The organism is Pantoea sp. KPR_PJ (assembly GCF_041386365.1).
GTDB lineage: Bacteria > Pseudomonadota > Gammaproteobacteria > Enterobacterales > Enterobacteriaceae > Pantoea.
This window is the reverse complement of record NZ_JABMIK010000001.1, coordinates 881,321-906,373: the sequence shown is the minus strand read 5'-3', so window position 1 is coordinate 906,373 and position 25,053 is coordinate 881,321. Positions and strand designations below refer to the sequence as shown.

At 56.2% G+C, this 25,053-nt stretch carries 27 protein-coding genes and 1 other annotated feature; of the genes, 12 read left to right on the top strand and 15 right to left on the bottom strand.

What is annotated here, in order from left to right:
- Positions 1-11: 11 nt before the first annotated feature.
- From pheS to HP564_RS04295, 7 genes are all read right to left on the bottom strand, one after another.
- Positions 12-995 carry a phenylalanine--tRNA ligase subunit alpha gene (pheS, locus tag HP564_RS04325; protein ID WP_371240488.1) on the bottom strand — a complete coding sequence of 328 codons (984 nt, stop codon included), beginning with the start codon at positions 993-995 and terminating at the stop codon, positions 12-14.
- A 70-nt stretch (positions 996-1,065) separates the two neighbouring features.
- Positions 1,066-1,190: a sequence feature (Phe leader region), on the bottom strand.
- Entirely contained in the window at positions 1,141-1,185 is a 45-nt protein-coding gene (gene pheM, locus HP564_RS04320) for a pheST operon leader peptide PheM (RefSeq protein WP_106120997.1), read from the bottom strand. It overlaps the preceding feature by 45 nt.
- 115 nt (positions 1,191-1,305) lie before the next feature.
- Positions 1,306-1,662, bottom strand: a complete 357-nt coding sequence (rplT, locus tag HP564_RS04315; RefSeq protein WP_075181661.1) for a 50S ribosomal protein L20 — start codon at positions 1,660-1,662, stop codon at positions 1,306-1,308.
- Positions 1,663-1,748: 86 nt separating this feature from the next.
- Entirely contained in the window at positions 1,749-1,946 is a 198-nt protein-coding gene (rpmI, locus tag HP564_RS04310) for a 50S ribosomal protein L35 (protein ID WP_006118955.1), read from the bottom strand.
- A 99-nt stretch (positions 1,947-2,045) separates the two neighbouring features.
- A complete protein-coding gene (gene infC / locus HP564_RS04305; RefSeq protein WP_033747527.1) occupies positions 2,046-2,588 on the bottom strand; it encodes a translation initiation factor IF-3 in 543 nt (180 codons plus the stop codon).
- A gap of 4 nt (positions 2,589-2,592) precedes the next feature.
- Positions 2,593-4,521, bottom strand: a complete 1,929-nt coding sequence (gene thrS / locus HP564_RS04300) for a threonine--tRNA ligase (protein ID WP_371240485.1) — start codon at positions 4,519-4,521, stop codon at positions 2,593-2,595.
- A gap of 234 nt (positions 4,522-4,755) precedes the next feature.
- A complete protein-coding gene (locus tag HP564_RS04295) occupies positions 4,756-5,517 on the bottom strand; it encodes a YdiY family protein (RefSeq protein WP_371240483.1) in 762 nt (253 codons plus the stop codon).
- A gap of 351 nt (positions 5,518-5,868) precedes the next feature.
- Between HP564_RS04295 and ghoS the strand changes: the two genes are divergently transcribed.
- Both ghoS and HP564_RS04285 read left to right on the top strand, forming a co-directional pair.
- Positions 5,869-6,159, top strand: a complete 291-nt coding sequence (ghoS, locus tag HP564_RS04290; RefSeq protein ID WP_371240481.1) for a type V toxin-antitoxin system endoribonuclease antitoxin GhoS — start codon at positions 5,869-5,871, stop codon at positions 6,157-6,159.
- A gap of 136 nt (positions 6,160-6,295) precedes the next feature.
- Entirely contained in the window at positions 6,296-7,189 is an 894-nt protein-coding gene (locus tag HP564_RS04285) for a fructosamine kinase family protein (protein ID WP_371240479.1), read from the top strand.
- 4 nt (positions 7,190-7,193) lie between these two features.
- On the opposite strand, the gene HP564_RS04280 is transcribed toward HP564_RS04285, so the two are convergent.
- Positions 7,194-7,730 (bottom strand): YniB family protein, encoded by a 537-nt coding sequence (locus tag HP564_RS04280; RefSeq protein ID WP_371240477.1) that lies wholly within the window; start codon positions 7,728-7,730, stop codon positions 7,194-7,196.
- 142 nt (positions 7,731-7,872) lie between these two features.
- Here HP564_RS04280 and hxpB point away from each other — a divergent pair, with 142 nt between their 5' ends.
- From hxpB to HP564_RS04250, 6 genes are all read left to right on the top strand, one after another.
- Positions 7,873-8,541 (top strand): hexitol phosphatase HxpB, encoded by a 669-nt coding sequence (gene hxpB, locus HP564_RS04275; RefSeq protein ID WP_371240475.1) that lies wholly within the window; start codon positions 7,873-7,875, stop codon positions 8,539-8,541.
- Between the two features lie 160 nt (positions 8,542-8,701).
- The gene (gene kduI, locus HP564_RS04270) at positions 8,702-9,538 is read left to right on the top strand and encodes a 5-dehydro-4-deoxy-D-glucuronate isomerase (protein WP_371240473.1); all 837 of its coding nucleotides are present in this window, start codon (positions 8,702-8,704) and stop codon (positions 9,536-9,538) included.
- A 16-nt stretch (positions 9,539-9,554) separates the two neighbouring features.
- Entirely contained in the window at positions 9,555-10,316 is a 762-nt protein-coding gene (gene kduD, locus HP564_RS04265; protein ID WP_371240471.1) for a 2-dehydro-3-deoxy-D-gluconate 5-dehydrogenase KduD, read from the top strand.
- Between the two features lie 130 nt (positions 10,317-10,446).
- Positions 10,447-11,037, top strand: a complete 591-nt coding sequence (locus HP564_RS04260; RefSeq protein WP_371240469.1) for a metal-dependent hydrolase — start codon at positions 10,447-10,449, stop codon at positions 11,035-11,037.
- A 152-nt stretch (positions 11,038-11,189) separates the two neighbouring features.
- Positions 11,190-12,581: an L-cystine transporter gene (locus tag HP564_RS04255; protein ID WP_371240467.1), complete on the top strand. Its 1,392-nt coding sequence runs from the start codon at positions 11,190-11,192 to the stop codon at positions 12,579-12,581.
- A gap of 398 nt (positions 12,582-12,979) precedes the next feature.
- Entirely contained in the window at positions 12,980-13,363 is a 384-nt protein-coding gene (locus tag HP564_RS04250; protein WP_371240465.1) for a DUF6515 family protein, read from the top strand.
- Between the two features lie 78 nt (positions 13,364-13,441).
- On the opposite strand, the gene osmE is transcribed toward HP564_RS04250, so the two are convergent.
- Entirely contained in the window at positions 13,442-13,777 is a 336-nt protein-coding gene (gene osmE, locus HP564_RS04245; RefSeq protein ID WP_371240463.1) for an osmotically-inducible lipoprotein OsmE, read from the bottom strand.
- Positions 13,778-13,968: 191 nt separating this feature from the next.
- Here osmE and HP564_RS04240 point away from each other — a divergent pair, with 191 nt between their 5' ends.
- From HP564_RS04240 to cho, 4 genes are all read left to right on the top strand, one after another.
- Positions 13,969-14,556 carry a TetR/AcrR family transcriptional regulator gene (locus tag HP564_RS04240; RefSeq protein WP_371240461.1) on the top strand — a complete coding sequence of 196 codons (588 nt, stop codon included), beginning with the start codon at positions 13,969-13,971 and terminating at the stop codon, positions 14,554-14,556.
- Positions 14,553-15,755: a multidrug effflux MFS transporter gene (locus tag HP564_RS04235; RefSeq protein ID WP_371240459.1), complete on the top strand. Its 1,203-nt coding sequence runs from the start codon at positions 14,553-14,555 to the stop codon at positions 15,753-15,755. The genes HP564_RS04240 and HP564_RS04235 overlap by 4 nt, the downstream gene beginning before the upstream one ends.
- A gap of 117 nt (positions 15,756-15,872) precedes the next feature.
- Positions 15,873-16,697, top strand: a complete 825-nt coding sequence (nadE, locus tag HP564_RS04230) for an ammonia-dependent NAD(+) synthetase (RefSeq protein ID WP_371240457.1) — start codon at positions 15,873-15,875, stop codon at positions 16,695-16,697.
- 123 nt (positions 16,698-16,820) lie between these two features.
- Positions 16,821-17,681: an excinuclease Cho gene (gene cho, locus HP564_RS04225; protein WP_371240456.1), complete on the top strand. Its 861-nt coding sequence runs from the start codon at positions 16,821-16,823 to the stop codon at positions 17,679-17,681.
- A gap of 73 nt (positions 17,682-17,754) precedes the next feature.
- Here cho and spy read toward each other — a convergent pair whose 3' ends face one another.
- The 6 genes from spy to HP564_RS04195 form a co-directional block, all read right to left on the bottom strand.
- Positions 17,755-18,243 carry an ATP-independent periplasmic protein-refolding chaperone Spy gene (gene spy, locus HP564_RS04220; protein ID WP_371240454.1) on the bottom strand — a complete coding sequence of 163 codons (489 nt, stop codon included), beginning with the start codon at positions 18,241-18,243 and terminating at the stop codon, positions 17,755-17,757.
- A gap of 274 nt (positions 18,244-18,517) precedes the next feature.
- Entirely contained in the window at positions 18,518-19,516 is a 999-nt protein-coding gene (astE, locus tag HP564_RS04215) for a succinylglutamate desuccinylase (RefSeq protein ID WP_371240452.1), read from the bottom strand.
- 36 nt (positions 19,517-19,552) lie between these two features.
- Entirely contained in the window at positions 19,553-20,878 is a 1,326-nt protein-coding gene (gene astB / locus HP564_RS04210) for an N-succinylarginine dihydrolase (protein ID WP_371240450.1), read from the bottom strand.
- The gene (gene astD / locus HP564_RS04205) at positions 20,875-22,344 is read right to left on the bottom strand and encodes a succinylglutamate-semialdehyde dehydrogenase (protein WP_371240448.1); all 1,470 of its coding nucleotides are present in this window, start codon (positions 22,342-22,344) and stop codon (positions 20,875-20,877) included. The genes astB and astD overlap by 4 nt, the downstream gene beginning before the upstream one ends.
- Positions 22,341-23,372, bottom strand: coding sequence for an arginine N-succinyltransferase (astA, locus tag HP564_RS04200; RefSeq protein WP_371240446.1), 1,032 nt, complete (start codon positions 23,370-23,372; stop codon positions 22,341-22,343). Before astA ends, astD begins: the two co-directional genes overlap by 4 nt.
- Positions 23,369-24,589 carry an aspartate aminotransferase family protein gene (locus tag HP564_RS04195; RefSeq protein WP_371240444.1) on the bottom strand — a complete coding sequence of 407 codons (1,221 nt, stop codon included), beginning with the start codon at positions 24,587-24,589 and terminating at the stop codon, positions 23,369-23,371. Before HP564_RS04195 ends, astA begins: the two co-directional genes overlap by 4 nt.
- Between the last annotated feature and the right edge of the window lie 464 nt (positions 24,590-25,053).

Sequence of the window (25,053 nt, the reverse complement as noted above, 5' to 3'; positions counted from 1 at the left end):
ATAACCTGCCCTTATTTAAATTGTTTGAGGAAACGTAAATCATTTTCAAAGAAGGCGCGCAGATCGGTCACGCCATAGCGCAGCATGGTGAGTCGTTCCATGCCCATACCGAAAGCGAAGCCAGAGTAAATCTCGGGATCGATGCCGACGTTGCGCAGTACGTTCGGGTGCACCATGCCGCAGCCCAGTACTTCCAGCCACTTACCGTTTTTACCCATCACGTCAACTTCCGCAGAGGGTTCAGTGAACGGGAAATAGGACGGACGAAAGCGGATCTGCAAATCTTCTTCGAAGAAATTGCGCAGAAAATCGTGCAGCGTGCCTTTCAGATTGGTGAAGCTGATGTTTTTGTCGACAATCAACCCTTCCATCTGATGGAACATCGGCGTGTGGGTCTGATCGTAGTCGTTACGATAGACGCGGCCGGGTGCAATGATGCGAATTGGCGGCTGCTGATTTTTCATGGTACGGATCTGCACGCCGGAGGTCTGGGTACGCAGCAGACGCGTCGCATCAAACCAGAAGGTATCGTGATCGGCACGCGCCGGGTGGTGACCCGGAATATTCAGCGCGTCAAAGTTATGGTAATCATCTTCGATTTCCGGACCGGTCACTACGGCGAAGCCGAGTTCGCCAAAAAAGTTTTCGATACGATCGATGGTGCGCGTGACCGGATGCAAACCGCCGTTTTCGATGCGGCGGCCCGGCAGTGAGACGTCAATAGTTTCCGCAGCCAGACGTGCATTCAACGCAGCGGATTCCAGCGCCTCTTTACGAACGTTAAGACGCTCCTGCACCTGCTGTTTCGCCTCGTTGATCACGGCGCCCGCAGCTGGACGCTCTTCTGGCGGCAGCTCGCGCAGCGTGGTCATCAGCTGCGTCAGATGCCCTTTTTTACCCGTATATTCGACGCGCACCGCGTCAAGGGTGGCGATATCCGTCGCCTCGTCGATAGCGGCCGTGGCGCGGGCCACCAGTTCTGCGAGTTGGGACATGGTTTCCTCTTCTTCCAGTCAGGCTGGTCAGTTCTCGTTGGGACATTAGGGTCCAATTGGCGTCGCCAGAAACACAAAAGCCTCCACGAGGGAGGCTTTCGGCGCGATTTTTCGTTTCTTTTCTATGCGCTAAAGCCCCTGATTGTCAGGCGCTAAAGTAAAAAAAGAAACGGAAAATAGCAGCATTCATGCTTGCGTTACCTTGATTTGATACAGAGGGCACTATTGAAAAGCCCGGCGGTGAAAATGTCAATCTTTTGCTTGAGTTACAGGCAATAAAAAAGGGAGCAAGCTCCCTTTTTTATCTGACTTACGCCAGAGCTGATTTCGCTTTTTCAACCAGTGCGGTGAACGCCACTTTGTCGAATACAGCGATGTCGGCCAGGATCTTACGGTCAATTTCAATGGACGCTTTTTTCAGGCCATTGATGAAACGGCTGTAGGACATGCCGTTCTGACGCGCTGCTGCGTTAATACGCGCAATCCACAGCTGACGGAACTGACGCTTACGTTGACGACGGTCACGGTAAGCATACTGACCAGCTTTGATAACAGCCTGGAAAGCAACGCGGTAAACACGTGAACGTGCACCGTAGTAGCCTTTAGCTTGTTTTAAGATTTTTTTGTGACGTGCGCGAGCAATTACACCACGTTTTACGCGAGCCATGTGAGCTCTCCTGTATCAATATTCTGTGATGCCCTTATGCCCTGCTGAATGCAGAGGTGTCGGGGCAGATTTATAAAAAAGTTAACTTATGCGTACGGCAGGCAGGCAACAACCAGACCCAGATCGCCTTTAGACACCATGCCTTTCGGACGCAGGTGACGTTTACGCTTAGTTGATTTTTTAGTCAGAATATGACGCAGGTTTGCGTGCTTACGCTTGAAGCCGCCAGAAGCGGTCTTCTTGAAGCGCTTAGCCGCGCCACGTACAGTTTTAATCTTTGGCATTTTAAAAATATCCACTTCGCATTGTTAATAAAACGAATCAGACAGGCGAACAAAGGGCCGCACAGCGCGAACGCTGCGCGGTCATTGTTACTTGAAAGCCTACTGTTTCTTCTTGGGAGCGAGCACCATAATCATCTGGCGGCCTTCGATCTTCGATGGGAAGGATTCGACTACTGCCAGTTCTGTCAGATCTTCTTTCACGCGGTTAAGCACTTCAATACCGATCTGTTGGTGCGCCATCTCACGACCGCGGAAACGCAGCGTGATTTTGGCTTTATCGCCTTCTTCCAGAAAACGAATCAGGCTGCGGAGTTTTACCTGATAGTCGCCTTCATCGGTACCAGGACGGAATTTAATTTCCTTAACCTGGATAACTTTTTGCTTCTTCTTCTGTTCCTTAGAAGATTTGCTTTTTTCATAAAGGAACTTGCCGTAGTCCATGATACGGCACACCGGCGGTTCGGCGTTCGGGCTGATTTCTACTAAATCAACACCCGCTTCTTCAGCTTTTTCAATAGCTTCGCGAAGGCTGACAATACCAATCTGTTCGCCATCCACGCCAGTTAAGCGTACTTCAGTGGCACGGATTTCACCGTTGATACGATTCGGACGCGTCGGTTGTACTCGTTTTCCGCCTTTAATAACCTTATTCCTCTAATTGGTGAAGATTGCGGCTGCGAATCTCTTGTTGCAGCTTCTCAACAAACACATCGATATCCATCGTCCCGAGGTCTTTACCACGGCGGGTGCGAACGGCCACTTTGCCAGCTTCCACCTCTTTGTCACCGCAGACCAACATATAAGGGACGCGACGTAATGTGTGCTCGCGGATTTTAAAGCCTATCTTCTCGTTTCTCAAGTCTGCTTTCACACGAATGCCAGCATTCTGCAATTTGCGTGTCAACATGTCGACATATTCTGCCTGTGCATCGGTAATATTCATTACCACCGCCTGCATCGGTGCCAGCCAGGTCGGGAAGAAACCAGCGAACTCTTCGGTCAGGATGCCAATAAAGCGCTCCATTGAACCAAGAATTGCGCGGTGAATCATCACCGGGGTCTGACGGTCGTTATTTTCACCGACGTAGGTAGCATCCAGACGTTTTGGCAGGGAAAAGTCTAGCTGAACTGTGCCGCACTGCCAGGCCCGGTCAAGACAGTCATACAGGGTAAATTCAATTTTCGGGCCATAGAATGCCCCTTCTCCGGGCTGGAATTCAAACGGAATTTCGTTTTCATTCAGCGCGGCGGCCAAGTCTTCTTCAGCACGATCCCACATTTCATCCGTGCCGATGCGCTTTTCAGGACGCGTGGAGAGCTTCACCACGATCTTTTCAAAGCCGAAGGTGCTGTACATGTCATAAACCATGCGAATACAGCTGTTTACTTCATCACGCACCTGGTCTTCGGTACAGAAGACATGGGCGTCATCCTGTGTGAAGCCGCGCACGCGCATCAGGCCGTGCAGTGCGCCTGACGGCTCATTGCGGTGGCAGCTGCCAAATTCGGCCATACGCAGCGGTAAGTCACGATAGGACTTCAGACCCTGGTTGAAGATCTGAACATGGCCCGGGCAGTTCATCGGCTTGATGCAGTATTCACGGTTCTCAGATGAGGTGGTGAACATCGCTTCTTTGTAGTTTTCCCAGTGCCCGGTTTTTTCCCACAGCACGCGGTCCATCATAAACGGACCTTTCACTTCCTGGTACTGGTACTCTTTCAACTTACTGCGCACGAACACTTCCAGTTCGCGGAAGATAGTCCAGCCGTCATTATGCCAGAAAACCATGCCCGGCGCTTCTTCCTGCATATGATACAGGTCGAGCTGCTTACCGATTTTACGGTGATCGCGCTTCGCCGCTTCTTCCAGACGCTGTAAATAGGCGTTGAGCTGCTTTTTATCTGCCCATGCGGTGCCGTAGATACGCTGCAGCATCTTGTTATTGCTGTCGCCGCGCCAGTAGGCACCCGCAATTTTTTGCAGCTTGAAGTGGTGGCAGAAACGCATATTCGGCACGTGCGGACCGCGGCACATGTCGACATATTCTTCATGATGGTACAGGCCAGGACGATCGTCATGGCTGATGTTCTCATCAAGAATGGTAATTTTGTAGTTCTCGCCGCGCTCAGCGAACACATCACGCGCCTGCTGCCAGCTAACGACTTTTTTCACAACGTCGTAGTTGGTTTCAGCCAGCTGGTGCATGCGTTTTTCCAGCGCGTCAATATCTTCCTGCGTCAGGGTGTGGTCGAGGTCGACGTCATAGTAGAAGCCATTATCGATAACCGGACCGATCGCCATTTTTGTGTTGGGCCACAGCTGTTTAATCGCATGTCCCAGCAGATGCGCACAGGAGTGGCGAATGATCTCCAGACCCGCTTCATCTTTGGCAGTAATGATGGCAACAGACGCATCTTCTGTGATGGGATCAACCGCATCGACAAGCTGTCCGTTGACGCGTCCCGCGATACAGGCTTTCGCCAGACCCGGACCAATGTCCAGCGCAATATCCATCACGCTGACCGCGCGATCGTAAACGCGCTGGCTGCCATCAGGAAGAGTAATTACAGGCATTTCGTATCCTTAATTGCAGTGGTAAGCCACACGAAAGCTTACATACAACATTGAGTAAAGGTGATTGCCCGGCGTAATGTCAGACCCACGTTGTCGGAATGACGCCAGGAAGTAGTGCGCCGCAGATGATAACAGCTTTAGGCTGCCAGCAAAACCCGCCGCTGTTTGGCTAAGTTGAGGAACAGACGAAAAAAAACCGCAGCAGAGCTGCGGTTAACCAACATACCGCGCGGTTTACATGGCGTAAGTCAGCATAATGCTGGTGCGCGTGTCGGTGCGATCCGGCGCAGACTCTGGCGGATTGTTATTCCAGGTCACGTTATAGGCCAGCTTCAACGCAAAGTGATCGTTGATGCCCACCTGCAGACCGGTTTCAGAGTTGATAGTCGTATCTTCACCAAAGCTGCTCAGGACAGAGACACCCTGAATAAACTTGGTATTGTCGGTCAGCTGCCACTGATAGCTCAGCGCGCCGTAACCCAGTGCGCGGGTCTCGCTACCGCCGTCGTGGAAATCGTCATAGCGCACGCCCGGACCAAATTCTGCCCGCAGCGAGTGGATGGGACCGCTCAGAATCTGACGACCATAACCCGCAGTCAGAACGTCGCGCGAATCGTAGCCGTTAAAGCGGTCACTCAGCCAGCTCGCCTGACCAAACAGGTAGTCAAAGCTGTTGAGGTTATAACGCGTACGGCCACCGATATTGTAGGTTTCTGCCGAACGCTCATCATTAGACGAGGTATTCGCTGCATTGCCCCACAGGCTGTAAGCCATGGAGGTCTGATACCACGTCATATTGGTTTGAGCAGTAAGTGAGGAGCTTTTGGTGTTACCTGTTTGTGCCAGGTATCCCGCAGAGGCGCTGCCATCAAACGGTTTTTTTGCCGTTGATGGATCGTCCATTGCGGTAAAAACGGTGTTATCCGCCAATGCCTGGTGGCAAAACGCGCCGGCGGAAAGCAAAAGAACGGCTGAGAGCTTGTTAAGCACTTTCATTTATTGTGACCCGTACGACAGTTAAAAAAAAAGGAGAGTGTGAAGACTTTTATCGGCCAATCAATGCAATTTACGGTAAGTATTGTAAATAATTATTAACCTGACGATCTCCTTTGCCGATCGCGCCACGCCGCCTGCACATTGGGAATTTTCTCATTAACGGCGAAACATCCTCTGTGTGGCAGACAAAAAAAAACCGCAAATACGACAAAATCTTTCAGCGGCACCTTTGGCGCTTTACCCGGTTTTACATTCAGATGCGGATTATCCGGGCAATTATCCTGTTCATTATTCGCGCATTTTTTCGCCATGGTCTACGCTGTGCTCAGTCATGCTATACAGAGGTGAAAAATGAGCGGCAATGTTAATCGTTACGTTGTCACGTTTAGCTATGAGGAATCTGGCCTGAGTGATGTTCAGAGACTTAATAGTGCAATGGTGGCTGCCGGATTCACTACCACTCTTCATGATGATGAAGGCAAAGCGCACCCGCTGGCTACCAACAGCTTTGGGCTGGTCAGCGCCCTCTCCCCGGACGATCTGCAACAGCAGGCCGTTGCCGCGGGTGAAAGCGTGTTACACCAGAAGCCCGAGGTCAATGTGACTACGCTGGAGGCTTATCTGCACGACGCCTCCAGGTAATATCCCTTGCCATTCATTCCGGTAAGCTGTGCGCGAGCGCGGGTTTTTGCAGGGATGCTTAGCGATATAATTGCCTGTATATCGTGTTAAGCCCGGAGTGATGCCGCAGCCTGACAGGTAAAGAGAGGATCGCCCAATGTGGACCGCTATTAGTCGTCTGTTAAGCGAGCAGTTAGGCAACGCTGAGATAACCCAACGCCATGAACTCGCCGGAGGGGATGTGCATCCTGCCTGGCGTATCCGCTATGGCGAGCACGATGTCTTTGTGAAGTGCAACAGCCGAGAGATGCTCACTCTCTTTACCTGGGAAGCCGATCAGCTGGCGCTGCTGGCACGCACGCAAAGCGTGCGCGTACCCGAGGTCTATGGCGTTGGCCACCACCGCGACCATAGCTTTCTGCTGCTGGAGTATATCGAGCCACAGCCGCTTGATGCGGCGAACGCCTTTCAGCTTGGCGAGCAGCTGGCGCGTCTGCACCAGTGGAGCGAGCAGGCACAGTTCGGCCTGGATTTCGACAATAATATTACCACTACACCGCAGCCTAACAGCTGGCTGCGCCGCTGGTCTGTCTTTTTTGCCGAGCAGCGCATTGGCTGGCAGCTTCAGCTGGCAGAAGAGAAAGGGATTACCTACGGCAACACGGAAGAGATCGTTGATTGCGTTCAGCGCGCGCTCGCTTCCCATCATCCTCAGCCTTCACTGCTGCATGGCGATCTCTGGCCAGCAAACTGTGCCGGTAGCGCCATCGGCCCATGGATTTTTGATCCTGCCTGCTACTGGGGCGACCGCGAGTGCGATCTGGCGATGCTGGGCTGGTTTTCTGACCTGCCGCGTCAGATCTACGAAGGCTACCAGTCCGTCTGGCCGTTGCCGGATGGCTTCTCGCAGCGCCAGCCAGTCTATCAGCTCTACTATCTGCTTAACCGCGCCAACGTATTCGGCGGCAGCTGGTTAAGCGAGGCACAGTTTGCCGTGGGCCGGCTGATGAATGAAGATGCGCTGGCGCAGCGTCAGGCCAGACCGGCCTGACCTGTCAGAGAAAACCGAGCAGCGACAGCACGAAATAGCCGCCGATGGCAATCACAACCGGCAGAATATAGAGCGGGAAAATCTGAAGAAAAATGGTGTGGTGTGGCACCCGAATTTTCTCTTCAAGCTGCTGACGCGTGCGCCCTTCACTTCCTTTGGCCTGCTCCAGAATCAGCTGATCTTCAATGCCCTCTTTGATATGGCGCGTCTGCCGTGCCATGCGCGAACCGGATGATTCCAGTGCCAGCCCGACAAAGATCAGAATATAGATAATCCAGAAGCCAATATTCATCTGGCCATTAAAGGCCGGAACCGGAGAGTTATGCCAGAAGAAGCCGAGGAAAGGCGTATTAAAGCGGATCATATCGACAATGACGTGAACAAAGTCGAGCATAACAGCATCGATGCCCGGCTGTTTTTCACTGTGTCTGAACATAAAGCTCAGCACTGAAATTGCTGTCGAGAGTAGCGCGAGCAAAAAAATTACCCAGCCAGCCACGCGCTTAAGGATGGCGATGCGGCCAGCCTGTTGATATGTCATGGTATCTCCTGTACCTGAATCCAGTTTGCAGTCAGTCTACCTGTCTGCCGCAGATATTTCCTGAAAAAAGCATCGGCCGTGCGCTTTCGCGGTGCCCATCGGCCCATGATAAGGTAGCGCAAATTCAACAAGGAGCCAGCTGATGAGTTATACCCGCCCTGTTTACGCCGCCCTGTTTGATATGGATGGCCTGATAATTGACTCCGAGCCGCTGTGGGATCAGGCTGAGATGGATATTTTCTCCACGCTGGATGTCGATCTCTCCCGCCGCGGTGAGCTGCCGGATACGCTGGGCCTGCGCATCGATCAGGTCGTGCGCATGTGGTACGAAACAATGCCCTGGTCCGGCCCGTCACAGCAGGAGGTCACCGCGCGCATTATTGCCCGGGCACTGGCGCTAATTGAGGAGCAGCGCCCACTGCTGCCCGGCGTCCGGCAGGCGTTGCACCTCTGCCGTCAGCAGGGACTGAAAACCGGACTGGTTTCCGCCTCGCCGCTTATGATGCTGGAGCGCGTGCTGGCGCTGTTTGAACTGCGTGGCGCGTTTGACGTGCTGGTTTCTGCCGAGGTGCTGCCCTACAGTAAACCCCATCCGCAGGTGTATCTGGATGCCGCAGCGCGGCTGGAGATTGATCCGCTGCACTGCGTGACGCTGGAAGATTCTGTCAACGGAATGGTCGCCACTAAAGCCGCCCGTATGCGATCCATCGTCGTGCCACCTGCCGCGCTGAGCGACGATCCGCGCTGGTCACTGGCAAATGTCAAGCTGGACAATCTTACTCAGCTCACGGCCACCCACCTGCTGGGATGACCACAAACCCGCCGCTGGCGGGTTTTTTATTATCTGTTGATCGCCATCTCAAAAAATAAAACAACGTTTCAATTTTATTGAATTGCCTGTCCACTCCTTTTAAGATGCCCTCAGACGCCCCGCGGGGCACGCCTGCCTGACTTCGCCAGAGAGGATTAAGATGGACGTTCGTCAAAGTATTCACAGTGAACACGCCAGACAGCTCGATACCGCTGCGCTACGCCGCGAGTTTCTTATTGAGAAAATATTCAGCGCAGATGACTACACCCTGACCTACAGCCACACTGACCGCATCATCGTTGGCGGAGTCATGCCAGTAGCCACCAGCGTCACCTTCGGCAACGAGATGGGCAAGCAGCTGGGCGTCAGCTACTTCCTTGAGCGCCGGGAGCTGGGGATCATCAATATTGGCGGCCCGGGCACGGTAACGGTTGACAGTCAAGTCTGGGAGATAGGTTCAGAAGAGGCGCTGTACGTCGGTAAAGGAGCACAAAACCTCATTTTCCACAGCAATGATGCGTCTTGCCCGGCAAAGTTCTATTTCAACTGTGCACCGGCCCACAGTCGCTTTCCCGATAAAAAAGTGGGCAAAGAGGAGGCAGTGCGCACCACGCTGGGCGACGCGGCCACCTCTAATCGTCGCACCATCAACAAATATCTGGTGCCGGATGTTCTGCCAACCTGCCAGCTGACAATGGGTCTGACCCGTCTGGAGGAGGGCAACCTGTGGAACACCATGCCGTGCCACACACACGAGCGCCGCATGGAGGTTTACTTCTACTTCGACATGAGCCCGGAGAGCGCCGTGTTTCACATGATGGGCCAGCCGCAGGAGACGCGTCATCTGCTGGTGCATAACGAACAGGCGGTGATCTCACCCAGCTGGTCGATTCATGCCGGCGTCGGCACCCAACGCTACACCTTTATCTGGGGCATGGTGGGCGAGAATCAGGTTTTCGACGACATGGATCATGTCAATATCCGCGATCTGCGCTAACAAAGGAGGCGCACTTATGATACTCAACGCATTTAATCTGGAAGGGAAAGTCGCGCTGGTCACCGGCTGTAACACCGGGCTTGGTCAGGGCATGGCGCTGGGACTGGCGCAGGCTGGCTGCGATATCGTCGGGGTTAATCGAGACGATGCGACAGAAACGCAGCAGCGCGTAGAAGCGCTAGGTCGTCGTTTCTGGTCTCTACAGGCGGATCTAATCCGCACGGAAGAGGTGCCCGGCATCGTGCAGCAGGCGGTCGCCGCAGCGGGCAGGATCGACATTCTGGTCAACAACGCCGGCATTATCCGTCGCGAAGATGCGTTAAGCTTCAGCGAACAGGACTGGGATGATGTGATGAACATCAACAGTAAGAGCGTATTCTTTCTTTCACAACAGGTGGCTCGCCAGTTTATCGCCCAGGGACACGGCGGCAAAATCATCAACATTGCCTCGATGCTGTCGTTTCAGGGCGGTATCCGCGTGCCCTCTTACACTGCCTCAAAAAGTGCGGTTATGGGCCTGACGCGCCTGATGGCAAACGAATGGGCAAAGCACGGCATCAATGTCAATGCGATTGCGCCAGGGTATATGGCGACCAATAACACCGAGCAGTTGCGCAACGATGAAGGCCGCAGCGCTGAGATTCTGGGCCGTATTCCTGCCGCTCGCTGGGGCGTACCGGAAGATATGATGGGGCCGGCGGTTTTTCTCGCCTCATCCGCATCCGATTACGTAAATGGGTATACGCTGGCCGTCGATGGTGGCTGGCTGGCGCGATAACGTAAAGCACGGCGGCATCCGGTCGCCGTTTCGCTTGTAAAATTCACGCTTCGTTACAGCGTCACAACTTCTCATTCACTGGATAAATCCCTATACTGGATGCATCGACAGTTTGCACCCAGGTTCTATCATGACGGGCGAAGGCCACGTAATTTTTGCTATTGCCACTGCTATTTTTGCTAAACGCGCTGAGCTGACACCCGTGCTGGCTCAGGCTGACTGGTGGCACCTTATTCCCGCCGCGCTGCTTACCTGCCTGTTACCTGATATTGATCATCCAAAATCGTTGCTCGGTCAGAGACTAAAGTGGCTCTCCTATCCGATAGCACGTGCATTTGGTCATCGCGGCTTTACGCACAGCCTGCTGGCAGTAGCCGCCAGCCTGTGGCTGTTTCAGATTAACGTGCCGGAAGACTGGCTGCTGCCGGCCGACGTTTTGCAGGGCATGACGCTGGGTTATCTTAGCCACATCGTTGCTGATATGCTGACGCCTGCTGGCGTGCCGCTGTTATGGCCCTGCCGCTGGCGTTTTCGTTTGCCCCTCCTCAGAAGCCAGAAAGGCAATCAGCTTGAGCGCACGCTCTGCCTGGTGCTGGTAGGCTGTTCCCTGTGGTTTCCGCCGGGCGCGCCCTCCTTTGGTGCGCAGGGCTGGACCTCGCAGCTGTTTGATACCCTGCAAAATGGCGTCTCTCGCCTGATTTCTGCGCAAAAAGCACATTAAAACCGCAGAAAATGCTGTCTGGTTATAAGCCATTCCATTTGGATATAAGTCGACACCAGCGGTAGCTGGTACCATACGGCCACTTAATTCGTGTGTCACAATATCTCGCGTTTCGGCTTTTCAGAAAGCCGGACGCGCTCTCTGGAGCCAACATGGATCTACCTCTGATTCTTAATCTCGTTGCCTTTGTCGCGCTGCTACTGCTGCTATCGCGCCTGGGTCGCCAAAGCTGGAGCCTGTCGAAAAAAGTGCTGGTCGGTCTGGTGATCGGCGTGCTGTTCGGCCTGGCGCTGCAAACTATCTATGGTGCGCAGAGTGACGTGCTGAAAACCTCTATCAGCTGGTTCAACATTGTCGGTAACGGCTACGTGCAGCTGCTACAAATGATCGTGATGCCGCTGGTGTTCGCCTCGATTCTCAGCGCCGTGGCGCGTCTGCACAATGCCTCATCGTTAGGCAAAATCAGCCTGCTGACGATTGGCGTTCTGCTCTTTACTACCGCCATCTCTGCGCTGGTTGGCGTGCTGGTTACTGGCCTGTTCCACCTCAGTGCTGAAGGTCTGGTGCAGGGGGCGCAGGAGAGCGCGCGTCTGGCTGCCATTCAGAGCAACTACGCAGGCAAAGTTGCCGACCTGACCGTTCCGCAGCTGCTGCTCTCTTTTGTGCCGAAAAACCCGTTTGCCGATCTGACCGGTGCCAGCCCCACGTCGATTATCAGCGTAGTGATCTTTGCGGCCTTCCTCGGTGTAGCAGCGCTCCAGTTGCTGAAAGATGACGAAGTCAAAGGCCAGCGCGTTCTGGTCGCTATTGATACGCTGCAGTCCTGGGTGATGAAGCTGGTGCGACTGATCATGAAGCTGACCCCCTACGGCGTGCTGGCGCTGATGACCAAAGTTGTCGCGGGTTCTAACCTGCAGGATATCATCAAGCTTGGCGGCTTCGTGGTTGCCTCCTACCTGGGCCTGGCGATTATGTTTGGCGTCCATGCGCTGCTGCTGTCGGTGAACGGTATTAATCCTTTGCGCTTCTTCCGCAAGGTATGGCCGGTGATCACGTTTGCCTTTACCAGCCGCTCCAGCGCCGCCAGTATTCCGCTGAACGTGGAAACCCAGACGCGTCGTCTGGGCGTACCGGAATCGATCGCCAGCTTCTCCGCCTCGTTTGGCGCAACCATCGGGCAAAACGGCTGTGCCGGCCTCTATCCAACGATGCTGGCTGTCATGGTGGCCCCGACCGTGGGCATTAACCCGTTCGACCCGGTCTGGATTGCGACGCTGGTGGGTATCGTCACGCTCAGCTCCGCCGGTGTGGCAGGCGTTGGCGGCGGCGCAACCTTCGCTGCGCTGATTGTGCTGCCGGCAATGGGCCTGCCTGTTACGCTGGTTGCCCTGCTGATCTCTATCGAACCGCTGATCGATATGGGCCGCACCGCCCTGAACGTCAACGGCTCAATGACTGCCGGTTCCCTGACCAGCCGCTGGCTGGGCATGACCGATAAAAAGGTGCTGGAGAGCGATGAGCACGCGGAGCTGGCTCATCGCTAAGCGCGTTATCTGGCCCTGAACCTGACGACGACCTTCCATGCTGGTGACGTGAACGTCACCAGCATTTTTTTTGCGTTATGTTCTGCCCCGTCTTTTCTGCTACTTCTTCCCTCTGTTAGCCTCTCGTCCCTGTCTGAAGGTTAATTACGCAACCTGGACCAGGGATCCCGGCAGCTTCACCGGTTTGTCGCCTTTAGAAAGTGGTCTCTTCTGCGCCTTATCAGTGCGCGGCTGCAACAGCGCCTCCACCCTGCCCGTGCTTCACAATCCGCCGCCATGATGGCGACGTCGTTAAGAAAGCGTTAAGCGTGGTAAAAAGAGGAAAAAGTCGCGCCTCTGCGCTTGTTTTCGCGCCGGAAAAAGAGAATGCTGCGGGCAGTTACCGCAGGAGAAAACCGATGAAAAAAGTTATCGCCTCAATGCTGGCGCTAACGCTGCTGTCGCCAGCCCTTGTTTCAGCCCATCCCGGTGGTTGGGGGCCGGGTCCAGGCCCTCACTGGGGCGGTCACGGTCGCGGCTGGGGCGGTCCAGGTCCGCTGCGTTTCCTGCCGGAAGCCGCAACCGCCGTTTTGATTGGCGGTCTTACCTACTACCTGCTGAATGGCGACTACTATCAGCGCCAGGGTGAAAACTACGTGGTGGTACAGCCCCCCGCTGAACCCTACAGAGAGATGCGGGTGCTCGACTTTAACGGCAGACGTTTTTACGTGCAGGAGGGGCACTACTACCAGCGCGATATTAATGGCGAATATATTGAGGTGCCGCGTCCGGCCGGGCTGTAAGCGAGCAGCACGGCTTATCGCGACCAATGAAAACGGCCCGTCAATGACGGGCCGTTATGTTATTCAGTTTTTTCAGGCTTATTGTGCAGCCTGTGGATCGGTGTCGTAATCTTTACAGCTCTGGAAGCCATAGTTCATCACGCGGCCTGTGTCGTTGTAGCTAACGAAATAGGTCTGTGGCTTGCCGTCGCGCTCGCCAAGCACATAGGTCTGGCAGGTACCGCGTGCGTGAACCATCGTAATCTCGGTAGAAGCCGGACCCGCAATCTGACGTACCTGATCGCGCGTCATGCCTTTTTTCACATCCTTAACAACCGGCTTGCTGACGTAGCTCTCAGCACGATCGTAAGCCGTACAACCAGACAGTGCGACCAGCGTCAGCGCCGCAGCGATACAACCCATTGCTTTTTTCATCTTGTTGTTCCTCATTTTTTGTCCATGTAAGCTTAAGCCTGGAACAGAAATGCAGATTTATCAACTTTATGGGTGCATTTTACGCTGACTTTTCATCGTCAGGTTCGCGTAAAAAAGCTGTTTATCTCCCGCCCGGCCCGTATAATCCTGCGCGAGAATAACCACTCTCAAAACTACTTTTCGGAGGCGAGATGAACAGACAGCGTGCAGCGCGCGATGCCCGCCACCGTACGCGACAGGATGAGATCATCGCGGCAGCGCGACGCTGTTTTCGTCAGTCAGGTTTTCACGCTGCCAGCATGGCGCAGCTTGCCAGCGTCGCCAGCCTCAGCGTTGGGCAAATTTATCGCTATTTTCCCAGCAAAAACGCGCTTATTGAAGAGATGATAAAACGCATCGTTGACGGTCGTGTGGTCGCGATGAGTGAACAGAACGATCTTCTCCATATCGCCGATATGATCGCCCGCCGGGAAACCCTGAACGAAGAGGATGAGATGCTGATGCTGGAGGTGGCTGCTGAGGCAAGCCGCAATCCGCGCGTCCGTGAAATCCTGCAGCGTGCAGAAGCGCGGCTGTTTCATAATGCCTGCGAAAAACTGCGCCGGGACTATCCCCACCTGAGCGAGGCGCAACGTGCCGCCTGCGTTGAGGTGCTGGCGGTGCTGATTGAAGGCACGGCTTTTCGTCGGCTGACGACGCAGAAAGCGTCAGCGGAGCTGCTCTACACCCTTTATAAACAGATGATCCATCATCTTATCACGCCCTCAGAGGACAAATGACACCTGCATCAACGAACCGACTGGTCTATGCCATCACGCTGGGCCTGATGGCGGCGCTTGGCCCGCTCTGCATCGATCTCTACCTGCCTGCGCTACCAGAACTGGCACAGGATCTTCATACTTCAACCGCCACCGCGCAGCTTAGCCTCACTGCTGGCCTGCTCGGGCTGGGTGCGGGCCAGCTGCTGTTCGGGCCGATGAGCGACAAATTTGGCCGCCTGCGTCCCCTCACGCTCTCGCTGGTCCTGCTGTTTATCGCCTCAGTGGGCTGCGCTCTGGCGCAGGATATTCATCAGCTGCTACTGGCGCGCCTGTTCGAAGGACTGGCTGGCGCCGGCGGTGCGGTACTCTCGCGTGCCGTGGCGCGTGACATGTACAGCGGCCATGAGCTGACGCGTTTTTTTGCCCTGCTGATGCTGGTCAACGGCCTGGCGCCGATTGGTGCGCCGGTGCTCGGAGGCGTCCTGATGACGGTGCTTAACTGGCGCGGCATTTTTATTGTGCTGGGTGCCACGGCGCTGCTGCTGATCCTGCTGGCACGCTGGAAGCTGCACGAAACGCTGCCGCCAGAACGCCGCAGCCAGGGGTCGGTGTTTTCGGCCTGGGCCGCACTGGGTCAGGTCATTACCCACCGTCCCTTTATGGGCTTTTGCCTGACGCAGGCGTTTATGATGTCGGGCATGTTCGCCTATATCGGCGCGTCTCCCTTCGTATTACAGCAAATTTACGGCCTGTCGCCGCAGGCGTTCAGCTTCTGCTTTGCCGCTAACGGCATCGGTCTGGTCATCGCCTCGCAAACCAGCGCCCGCCTCTGCCCGCTGTGGGGTGAGTATCGCGTGCTGAAGGGTGGCCTGACGCTGGCGTTTGTCGCTTCCAGCCTGCTGCTGCTGGCGGGGCTGAGCGATGCCCCTCTGCCGCTGGTGCTGGTTGCCCTCTTTTTCACCATCGCCAGCAATGGCGTCATTGCCACCACCGCGTCGTCGCTCGCCATGCAGAGTCAGGGCCACCGCGCCGGTAGCGCCTCGGCGGTGATCGGCGTCTGCATGTTCTCTTTTGGAGCGCTCTCGGTACCCATTACGGGGCTGGGTGGCACCTCCCTGCTCAGCATGACCGGGACCATCTTCGGCTGTTTTATGCTGGCTATTTTTATGTTTACTTTCCTCGCGCAAAAACCTGCGCCGCGGAAAGAAACCGTCTGATAACGCAGCAGTTAACCGGAAACAACTGGCGCTTTGGCTTGTTGTTTTCACTGATGCACGTTAGCTTTAAGGAATGGTTCGCACGGGCCAACAGGCCAATGACTTGGGGAGAGAGGCATGTCACTGCAACAGGAAATCATTACCGCACTTGGCGTTAACCCGGAGATCGATGCGCAGCAGGAGATTCGTCGCAGCGTGGATTTCCTCAAAAACTACCTGAAGCGCCACCCGTTTCTGAAGACGCTGGTGCTCGGCATCAGCGGGGGGCAGGACTCAACGCTGGCGGGCAAACTGTCGCAGCTGGCCATCAGCGAACTGCGTGAAGAGACCGGCGACAAGGCGTATACCTTTATTGCCGTACGCCTGCCCTACGGCGTACAGGCGGACGAGCAGGATTGTCAGGACGCGCTGGCGTTTATCCAGCCCGATCGCTCACTGGTGGTTAACATCAAAGAATCAGTGCTGGCCAGCGAACGCGCGCTAAAAGCGGCAGGCATTGAGCTGTCAGATTTTGTGCGCGGCAACGAGAAAGCACGCGAGCGCATGAAGGCACAATACAGCATTGCGGGTATGACCCAGGGGGTGGTGGTCGGCACCGATCACGCGGCGGAGGCGGTAACCGGCTTTTTCACCAAATATGGCGACGGGGGCACCGACATCAACCCGCTGTTTCGCCTTAACAAACGTCAGGGCAAGCTGCTGTTAAAAACCCTGGGCTGCCCGGAACATCTCTATCTGAAGCGTCCAACCGCGGATCTGGAAGATGACCGTCCCGGTCTGGAAGATGAAGTGGCTCTGGGCGTCACCTATGAAATGATCGACGACTATCTGGAGGGCAAAAGCGTCGCCCCGGAAACAGCGAAGATCATTGAAAACTGGTATCAGAAGACCGAGCACAAGCGCCGCCCGCCAGTGACCGTTTTTGACGACTTCTGGAAGTAGCGCCCTTTTCCCCTGCTTTCCGGCAGGGGAAACCTTTCCACCCATATGTTCAATCATTAACCCACTGGCGAAAGCCTGAACAGACTGATATGCTGTATGAATACACAGTTACAGGAGTCTGTCTTGGTTCGACGTGCCGCTACGCACCGCCTCGAGTTTGATGCGGCTGCTATCTACGAATATCCCGAACACCTGCGCGAATGGCTGGAAGGCTTACCTAATCAGCCCGGCGTCTACACCTTTCACGGTGACAGCGAGACGCTGCCGCTTTACATCGGGAAAAGCATTAATCTGCGTTCGCGGGTGATGTCCCACTTCCGCACGCCAGAAGAAGCACGCATGCTGCGCCAGGCGCGGCGCGTCAGCTGGATCCCAACCGCCGGCGACCTGGGCGCACTGCTGCTGGAAGCGCAAATGATCAAAACCCAGCAGCCGCTGTTTAATAAACGTCTGCGCAAAAATCGCCAGCTCTGTTCTATTCGCTTTGTCGACGGCAAGCCTGATGTGGTCTATGCCCGCGACGTCGATTTTTCCCACTCTCCTGATCTGTTTGGCCTCTACCGTAGCCGCCATAAGGCGCTGGAAACGCTGAAATATCTGGCCGATGAGCACCAGCTCTGTCACGGCCTGCTGGGACTGGAGAAGCTGAGCGCTAACCGCCCCTGTTTTCGCGCGGCACTGCGCCGCTGTGCCGGTGCCTGCTGTGGTCGTGAGACCGTGGACGATCATCAGGCGCGCCTGCTGGAAGCGCTGGAGAGCGTGCGGGTGGTGTGCTGGCCCTGGCAGGGTCCGGTGGCGCTGATTGAGGAAGGCAAACTGATGACGCAGATCCACGTTATCGATCACTGGTTTTATCTGGGATCGGTTAATACGCTGGAAGAGGCGCGCCAGCTGAAACGTGCGCCGAGCGGCTTCGACCACGACGGCTATAAAATCCTCTGTCGACCGCTTATCTCCGGCCACTATCCCATTGAACCGCTATAAAAAAACCGCCGACGCTGCCCAGCGCTCTTTTTCTGGGCAACGTCGGCGGTCTTACAGCCTCAATTCAGCGTGATTATTCAGCCGGCGGTGGGGCAAATTTACCGTCGCGCGGGCCTTTTTCAGTCAGATGCTTTTCAAAATTGGCGTTGTACTGCTTTTTCTGCTCTGGCGTCAGCACGTTGTAGATCTTGTTCTGGGTTTCCATCATCGCGACGGCGCGCTCTTTTGCGTTAGCGGTCATTTTTTCTGCCTGCGCTTCCGCCTTCGCACGGTCAAAACTGTCAGCCGCCACGATTGCATGATCGGCACGACGCTCTTCCAGTGACGGACGTTTAAAATCTTTATGGCTCTCTTTCATGATGTCGCGAATCTGGGTTTTCTGCGCCTCGGTCAGGTTCAGATCCTTAAACATCATGTTCATACCGTGGTGCATCGGCGGCTTATGCATCGCTTTTTCGCTACCGGCCGGTGGAGGTGTCAGGTTGTCAGCCGCTGCATGGACTGCGCTTGCCGCACCGAATGCCAGAGTAGAAGCCAGAAGAAGTGAAGTCAGTTTACGCATAATAGTGTCCTTATCATTCAGTTAATGACGACAGCAGTCTGTCGTGTCTTCGAAAACAAGATTACGCTGCTGAATGTCAATCACTCAGAGAGTGAGTAAAGCCGTGAAAGCATAAAAGACAAAAATCGGGCAATCATGGAGAGAATGAGAAGAACAGCGTGAGGAATTGCAAAGGAGTATGAATTCAAAGCGGATTTGGCAGGAATTATGGAGGAGTGTAAGGGTTTGGGCAGCAAAGCGGAAGGATAATTCTGCGCCTTGCTGCCGTTTTTTGTCAGCGCGCCAGCGCCGCCGTCTGCTCCCCTTCCTCGACCAGCATTAAGCCAGCACGCAGCCCGGGCGCAACGGCAGGGTTAGGAAACAGCACATATTCCCGCGCCTGCTGCACAACGTAACGCCTCTCTCCATCTTCGGCCAGCAGTGCACCCTGCGGGAACGCGGTGAAGTTGCGCGTCTCTGCGTCCATATGCAGCTGGAACTGCTCGCTAAGGCGGGTAATCTGCTGCACGACCCGATAATGGCGCGGCGCAGCCTGTGCCTGCGGCAGCGGCTCCCCGCTCAGCAGCGCAGAGAGCGCCAGCTGCGCGGCAGCGAACTGCGTCAAATCGTTGGTGCCGAATGGCAGTGCTTTGCCCAGTTCCAGCGTACAGCTGGCCGCACTGAAATGCGCGCAGCTAAAGTAAGTGAAGGTCCCGCCAGGCGCAGTATGAAACACCAGTGCCTCCAGCCCAGCTACCGCCAGCCAGTGAATAAAATCTGCTGGCCAGGGCTGCAGGTTAAGCGGCAGTACGCCAAAACGCGTATGCCAGGAGCCGCGGATGGCGGTATGCAAGTCAAGGTGCCAGCGCGGCTGCTCCGCTTTACACGACTGAAGCCAGAACGCGTCGGTCGCCTGCTCCAGGCGTAGCGCGCGTCGAGCCTCGTCGCAGTCCTCAATCTGCTGCCAGCGGCCGCCAAACAGCCGGTTCATGTCGTAACGCAAATAGCGCTTTCCGGCCCGCAGCGCCGGCGGGTTACCAAGAATCGCCAGCACGCGATGACGGAGCGCCATCTCGCCGCGCAGTAACGCGTTAACCAGCCTGTTCATTATTTCTACCGGCGCGGTCTCATTGCCATGAATGCCCGCCGACAGCACCAGCGCCTGCTGCGGTTCACATTTGGGATCAAGCTGGAGGATCCCGTGATCGATCCACTGCCAGCGCAAAGTGGGGGTCTCGCCGTGCAGCATGGCCGGCGCCTTCCCTGACAGCGTTTGCTGTAGAAAATCCTGCATGGTTACTCCTGTCTGCGAAAGAGAAGCCCGTGTCGGCTACAGCTGGAAGGCATAAACGCTGCCCAGATTCAGCAGCTGCGTAAGCTCATCCAGCGCGTCGCGCCCTTCCCTTAACAGCTGCGGATCGGCCAGATCCGCCTGCGTCAGACGGTCGCGGTAGTGGCGATCTATCCAGCTGTTCAGCGTCGCGAACAGCCTGTCGTTCATTATCACCGCCGGGTTAAGCGCCTGCAGCTCCTGCGGCGTCAGCACCACGCGCAGGCGCAGGCAGGCCGGACCACCGCCGTTGTGCATACTTTCGCGCAGATCGAAGCTCAGCAGTTCGCCGACGGGTCCACCCTGCTCGACCAGCTCGTTCAGATAACGCCAGACACCGGAATGCTGGCGTGACTCTTCCGGCAGCACCAGCAGCATTGAGCCATCCTCGCGGCTCAGCAACTGACTGTTAAACAGGTAGGTATTGACGGCATCTGCGACCGAAACGCGATGCTCCGGCACCTCAATGGCCGTAAAGCCAGGCACTCGCTGTTGCAGCGTCGTCAGTAACTCAGGCTGTCCAACAAATGCCTGCTGATGGCAGAAGAGCACCTCGCGGTTGCTGACCGCAATCACATCGTTATGAAACACCCCCTGATCGATCACCTGGGGATTTTGCTGAGCAAATAGCGTCTGGCTGCTGTCGAGCTGATGTAAACGCGCCACCGCCTCACTCGCCTGGCGCGTCTGTCGTGCCGGATAGCGGCCCGGTGCCACGCCGCCGTTGTCGTCACGCCCATAAACAAAGAGTTGCAGGCTGCGCTCACCATACTCTCTGCCCAGCCGGTTATGGTTCGCCGCCCCTTCGTCGCCAAACAGCGCAACCTGCGGCAGCGCGTCGTGTACGCTAAAGTGGGTCGGATCGCGGAAAATGGCACGCAACAGCCGTGCGGTCTGCGGTGCCTCCATGGCGCGGTGAAATTTATTATTCAGGTTTGCCACGGTGAAGTGTACCCGCCCGTCGCGGCTGTCTGCCGAAGGCGATACCGTTGCCGCGTTAGCCACCCACATCGCTGAGGCGGAACTGACGGCCGATAACAGCGCAGGTGAAGATTTCGCCGCCTGCATCAGCACCTGCTCATCGCTGCCGCTGAAGCCAAGCTGACGCAGCAGCGGCAGATTCGGCCGCTCATGCGGCGGAATGACGCCCTGAACAAATCCGCGATCCGCCAGCGCCTTCATTTTCAGCAGCCCCTGTTTTGCCGCCAGGCGAGGATTGGAGGGCTGATGCTGGTTGCGCGTCGATGCCTCGTTGCCGAATGAGAGTCCGGCATAGTGGTGCGTCAGGCCGACCAGCCCGTCAAAGTTTGCTTCAGCCGCTTTCATGCCTGCTCCTCGCGCAGAGAGAAATCAAGGCCCGGCGACAGCGCGGCGGGCAACGTCAGATCCGGCGTCTCCAGCGACGCCATGGGCCAGGCGCAGTAATCAGCGGCGTACCAGGCGCTGGCACGATGATTACCCGATGCGCCAATGCCCCCAAATGGCGCGCTGCTTGCCGCGCCGGTAAGCGGCTTGTTCCAGTTAACGATACCCGCGCGCGCCTCCAGCAGCAGCTGGTCGAACTGCGCACGTGACGGCGAAATCAGGCCGCACGACAGGCCATAGCGGGTATCGTTAGCCCTGTGGATCGCCTCACTAAAACTGTCGTAACGGATCACATTCAGCAGCGGACCAAACACCTCTTCATCCGGCAGTCCATGCACCTGCGTCACGTCGATAATGCCCGGCGTCAGCAACGCCTTATCGCGCTGCGGCCAGCGCATCTCCAGCAGCACCTCGCCGCCAAGCGCGACGCGCTGCTGCCAGGCCTGATAGATTTTTTCCGCCGCGCCGACAGAAATCACGCTGCCCATGAACGGCTGCGGTTCAGCGTTCCACGCGCCGGGCTGAAGCCGCGCACTGACCTCCACCAGCCGCTGCAGGAATGCATCCCCTGCTGCGCCGCGTTTCACCAGTAAACGGCGCGCGCAGGTGCAGCGCTGACCGGCGGTAATAAAGGCTGACTGCACCGCAATATGCACTGCTGCGTCAATATCCGCTGGCTCCTCTACAATAAGCGCATTGTTCCCCCCCATCTCCAGCGCCAGCATTTTCTCTGGCTGACCGGCAAACTGGCGGTGCAGCTGATAGCCCGTGCCCGCGCTACCGGTAAAGAGCACGCCATCGATTTGCGCCTCAGCCGCCAGCGCCTGGCCCGTTTCACGCGCGCCCTGCAACAGCGCCAGTACGCCGCGCGGCAGCCCCGCCTCCAGCCAAAGCCGCACGGTTTTTTCTGCGGTTAAGGGTGTCAGCTCGCTGGGCTTGAACAGCACGCAGTTACCCGCCAGCAGCGCAGGGACAATATGGCCGTTAGGCAGATGGCCGGGGAAATTGTAGGGACCAAATACCGCCAGCACGCCGTGCGGCCGATGGCGGAGAGAGCTTTCGCCCTCATGTTGCTCACCCGTACGCGTGTGAAAGGCTTTTACTGAAATGGCGATCTTGTTGATCATCGCCTGAACCTCGGTCAGCGCCTCCCAGCGCGGCTTGCCGGTTTCTGTGGCGATGGTCTCTGCCAGATCCGCTTTATGGCTCTCCAGCAGCGCGGCAAAGCGTTCGGCCAGCGCCTGACGCTCGGTAAACGGGCGTCTCGCCCAGCCGGGAAAGGCAGCGCGTGCCGCCGCCGCCGCGTCAGCAATCTGATCGGCGCTGGCGGCGTGCCCTTGCCATACAGACTGACCCGTTACGGGATCGGTTTTGCTCAGCATATCGCCGTGACCTGCCAGCCACGCGCCGTTAATCATTTGCGTCATGCTTTTTTCTCCTCGCTACCCAGCGTGACCACGCGCAGGCTGTCGCCTGGCTGAATATGCAGTGCGCTGAGCTGCGCCTCATTAAGAACCACGTCGTGCTGCTCAATCCGTGCAGGCAGCAGCGCAACGCGAAAATGGTGATAGTTGAGACTGGCCACCAGGCAGAGCGGTGCGTGCTCATCCGGCTCGCCGAGCACAGCGCTGCGCACGTGGCTTTTACGAATGGCGCGGATGTCATCAATCTCGCACTCCAGCGTCGGGCCACCGTCAAAGATGTCGATATAGTTGCGGTAGCGGAACCCTTCCGCCTCCAGCACCGCGCGCGCAGGCGCGGTTTTCTCATGCACCTGGCCAATCACCGCCTTCGCCTCAGGCGACAAATAGTCAATATAGAGCGGGTGTTTAGGCATCAGTTCAGCGATGAACGCCTTTTGTCCGGTGCCGCTGAGGAAGTCTGCCTTGCGGAACGCCATAGAGAAGAAGCGACTGCCAACGCTGTCCCAGAAGGGAGAGTGCCCCTGTTCGTCGCTGACGCCGCGCATCTCGGCCACTACGCGATCCATAAACAGATGGCGGAAATTAGCCATAAACAGGAAGCGCGACTTCGATAACAGATAGCCGTTTTTTCCGTCGCGGTAGTCGGGATCGAGAAACAGCGTGCAAAGTTCACTGCTGCCGGTGTGGTCGTTGCTCAGCGACAGCGTCGGCAGCGCCGCGTAAACGTTGAGCTCTTTCGAGGCATGGACCTGGGTGCCCACGCGAAAATTGTACCAGGGCTCCTGCAGTCCGACGGCGACCTCAATCGCACAGATACCCACGGCCCGGTTGTCATCGCTGTCTGCCAGCACAAACACGTAACCCTGCTCAGCTCGCGGCAGCGTGCCCTGCCAGGTTTGCAGCGATCGTTCTATGCGCGCCTGCAGGGTCGGGCTGTCAACCGGCAGAGAGGTCAGGCCGCCGCCGGTTTTCCCCGCCAGCGTCAGCAACTGCGCCAGGTCATCATGTTCAACAGGGCGAATTATCATCATGTTGTTGATCCTCGCGCCAGGTGTTCACAGGCAAGGGCGAAACGTGCCATGCCGGTTTTGACCTCCTGCTCACTGATATTCAACGCCGGGGCGAAGCGCACGACGTTGGCACCCGCAATCAGCACCATCACACCTTGCTCGGCCGCCGCCAGATTGAACTGCTTCGCCTTACCGGCATAGTCCTCATTCAGCACCGCGCCAATCAGCAAGCCCAGACCGCGTATCTCCTTAAACAGATGCAGGCGCTGGTTAATCGCCTCCAGAGCCTCAACGATCCAGCGATGGCGCTCGGTCACACCGCTCAGCGTGGCGGGCTGGTTAATCAGCTCCAGCACTTTGCCTGCTACCGCTCCCGCCAGCGGATTGCCACCGTAAGTGGTGCCGTGCGTCCCCACCCCCATCACCTGCGCCAGATCTTCGCGCGTCAGCATGGCACCAATCGGAAATCCGCCCCCTAGCGCTTTGGCGGTGGTCAACACGTCCGGCGTCACGCCGTAGTGCATATAGGCATAAAGTGACCCGGTGCGCCCTACGCCGCTCTGCACCTCGTCAAAAATCAGCAGCGCCTGATGCCTGTCGCACAGCTCGCGCAGGCCGCGCAAAAAGGCGGGATCGGCGGGCAGTACCCCGCCTTCCCCCTGGATCGGCTCCACAATAACGGCACAGGTCGAGTCATCAATCAGTTGCGCCGCGGCCTCCAGATCGTTGAAAGGCGTATGATGGATATCGGGCGGCAGCGGCGCAAAATCTTTTGAGTAGGCGGGCTGCCCACCTGCCGACACGGTAAACAGCGTGCGGCCATGAAAGGCATTATTAAAGGCAACGATGCCGCTTTTCTGGTTGCCAGAGCGATCGTGCGCCACTTTACGCGCCAGCTTTAATGCGGCTTCATTGGCCTCGGCACCGGAATTACAGAAAAATACGCGGTCAGCAAAGGTCGCATCAATGAGCTGTTTCGCCAGGCGTAAAACGGGCTCGTTGGTATAACCATTACCGGTATGCCAGAGGCGCGCAGCCTGTTCGGTCAGCGCCTGTTGCAGGTCAGGATGGGCATGCCCCAGCGCGTTAACGGCAATACCTCCGGCTAAATCGATATACTCTTTACCCTGTTGATCCCAGAGGGTCGACCCCGTCGCGCGCACCGGTACAAAATTTGCTGGCGCGTAGACCGGCACCATCCATTCATCAAAGTCGTGACGCGAAACCTGCAGTGACATAACTGTTTCTCCTGCCTTCCCGCCCGGCATGCCGGTGAGTAAAGCTAATGTTTTAAAATTGTGAAATCCGGGTAAATGCAGCCCTACTCTAGATTGCAGCTTGCGTGCCAGCCAAGGGAATAAATGCATAAAATGAGACGCGTTGCGAAATATCAATAAGTTACACATCGACGCTATTCACTTTAAATGCATATATAGTGAATAATGTTGAGCAGACCGCGCTTGCGCCGAAGGATCCACAGAGGATTTATGCAGTTGCCGAAGTAAATGTTGCTTTTGTGATCGCTCCTGATTTTTATTGCCATAACAGGGCAACAGTCGCACCGGAAGCGTGCATGTCGCCCTTTAAACAGGCAACGCTTTAATATCATCGGGTGCATTGTCTGAATAAAAAAAACAGAAATGCACCTGCAGGCAGCCATTAACATGCCAGACAAGGAAAAACAGCCATCCGTCTACTGCCT

What these genes read in the sequence shown, in the direction of transcription:
- pheS (WP_371240488.1), bottom strand. Translation starts at nt 995, where the DNA reads ATGTCCCAACTCGCAGAACTGGTGGCCCGCGCCACGGCCGCTATCGAC.
- rplT (WP_075181661.1), bottom strand. Translation starts at nt 1,662, where the DNA reads ATGGCTCGCGTAAAACGTGGTGTAATTGCTCGCGCACGTCACAAAAAA.
- rpmI (WP_006118955.1), bottom strand. Translation starts at nt 1,946, where the DNA reads ATGCCAAAGATTAAAACTGTACGTGGCGCGGCTAAGCGCTTCAAGAAG.
- thrS (WP_371240485.1), bottom strand. Translation starts at nt 4,521, where the DNA reads ATGCCTGTAATTACTCTTCCTGATGGCAGCCAGCGCGTTTACGATCGC.
- HP564_RS04295 (WP_371240483.1), bottom strand. Translation starts at nt 5,517, where the DNA reads ATGAAAGTGCTTAACAAGCTCTCAGCCGTTCTTTTGCTTTCCGCCGGC.
- ghoS (WP_371240481.1), top strand. Translation starts at nt 5,869, where the DNA reads ATGAGCGGCAATGTTAATCGTTACGTTGTCACGTTTAGCTATGAGGAA.
- HP564_RS04285 (WP_371240479.1), top strand. Translation starts at nt 6,296, where the DNA reads ATGTGGACCGCTATTAGTCGTCTGTTAAGCGAGCAGTTAGGCAACGCT.
- HP564_RS04280 (WP_371240477.1), bottom strand. Translation starts at nt 7,730, where the DNA reads ATGACATATCAACAGGCTGGCCGCATCGCCATCCTTAAGCGCGTGGCT.
- hxpB (WP_371240475.1), top strand. Translation starts at nt 7,873, where the DNA reads ATGAGTTATACCCGCCCTGTTTACGCCGCCCTGTTTGATATGGATGGC.
- kduI (WP_371240473.1), top strand. Translation starts at nt 8,702, where the DNA reads ATGGACGTTCGTCAAAGTATTCACAGTGAACACGCCAGACAGCTCGAT.
- kduD (WP_371240471.1), top strand. Translation starts at nt 9,555, where the DNA reads ATGATACTCAACGCATTTAATCTGGAAGGGAAAGTCGCGCTGGTCACC.
- HP564_RS04260 (WP_371240469.1), top strand. Translation starts at nt 10,447, where the DNA reads ATGACGGGCGAAGGCCACGTAATTTTTGCTATTGCCACTGCTATTTTT.
- HP564_RS04255 (WP_371240467.1), top strand. Translation starts at nt 11,190, where the DNA reads ATGGATCTACCTCTGATTCTTAATCTCGTTGCCTTTGTCGCGCTGCTA.
- HP564_RS04250 (WP_371240465.1), top strand. Translation starts at nt 12,980, where the DNA reads ATGAAAAAAGTTATCGCCTCAATGCTGGCGCTAACGCTGCTGTCGCCA.
- osmE (WP_371240463.1), bottom strand. Translation starts at nt 13,777, where the DNA reads ATGAAAAAAGCAATGGGTTGTATCGCTGCGGCGCTGACGCTGGTCGCA.
- HP564_RS04240 (WP_371240461.1), top strand. Translation starts at nt 13,969, where the DNA reads ATGAACAGACAGCGTGCAGCGCGCGATGCCCGCCACCGTACGCGACAG.
- HP564_RS04235 (WP_371240459.1), top strand. Translation starts at nt 14,553, where the DNA reads ATGACACCTGCATCAACGAACCGACTGGTCTATGCCATCACGCTGGGC.
- nadE (WP_371240457.1), top strand. Translation starts at nt 15,873, where the DNA reads ATGTCACTGCAACAGGAAATCATTACCGCACTTGGCGTTAACCCGGAG.
- spy (WP_371240454.1), bottom strand. Translation starts at nt 18,243, where the DNA reads ATGCGTAAACTGACTTCACTTCTTCTGGCTTCTACTCTGGCATTCGGT.
- astE (WP_371240452.1), bottom strand. Translation starts at nt 19,516, where the DNA reads ATGCAGGATTTTCTACAGCAAACGCTGTCAGGGAAGGCGCCGGCCATG.
- astB (WP_371240450.1), bottom strand. Translation starts at nt 20,878, where the DNA reads ATGAAAGCGGCTGAAGCAAACTTTGACGGGCTGGTCGGCCTGACGCAC.
- astD (WP_371240448.1), bottom strand. Translation starts at nt 22,344, where the DNA reads ATGACGCAAATGATTAACGGCGCGTGGCTGGCAGGTCACGGCGATATG.
- astA (WP_371240446.1), bottom strand. Translation starts at nt 23,372, where the DNA reads ATGATGATAATTCGCCCTGTTGAACATGATGACCTGGCGCAGTTGCTG.
- HP564_RS04195 (WP_371240444.1), bottom strand. Translation starts at nt 24,589, where the DNA reads ATGTCACTGCAGGTTTCGCGTCACGACTTTGATGAATGGATGGTGCCG.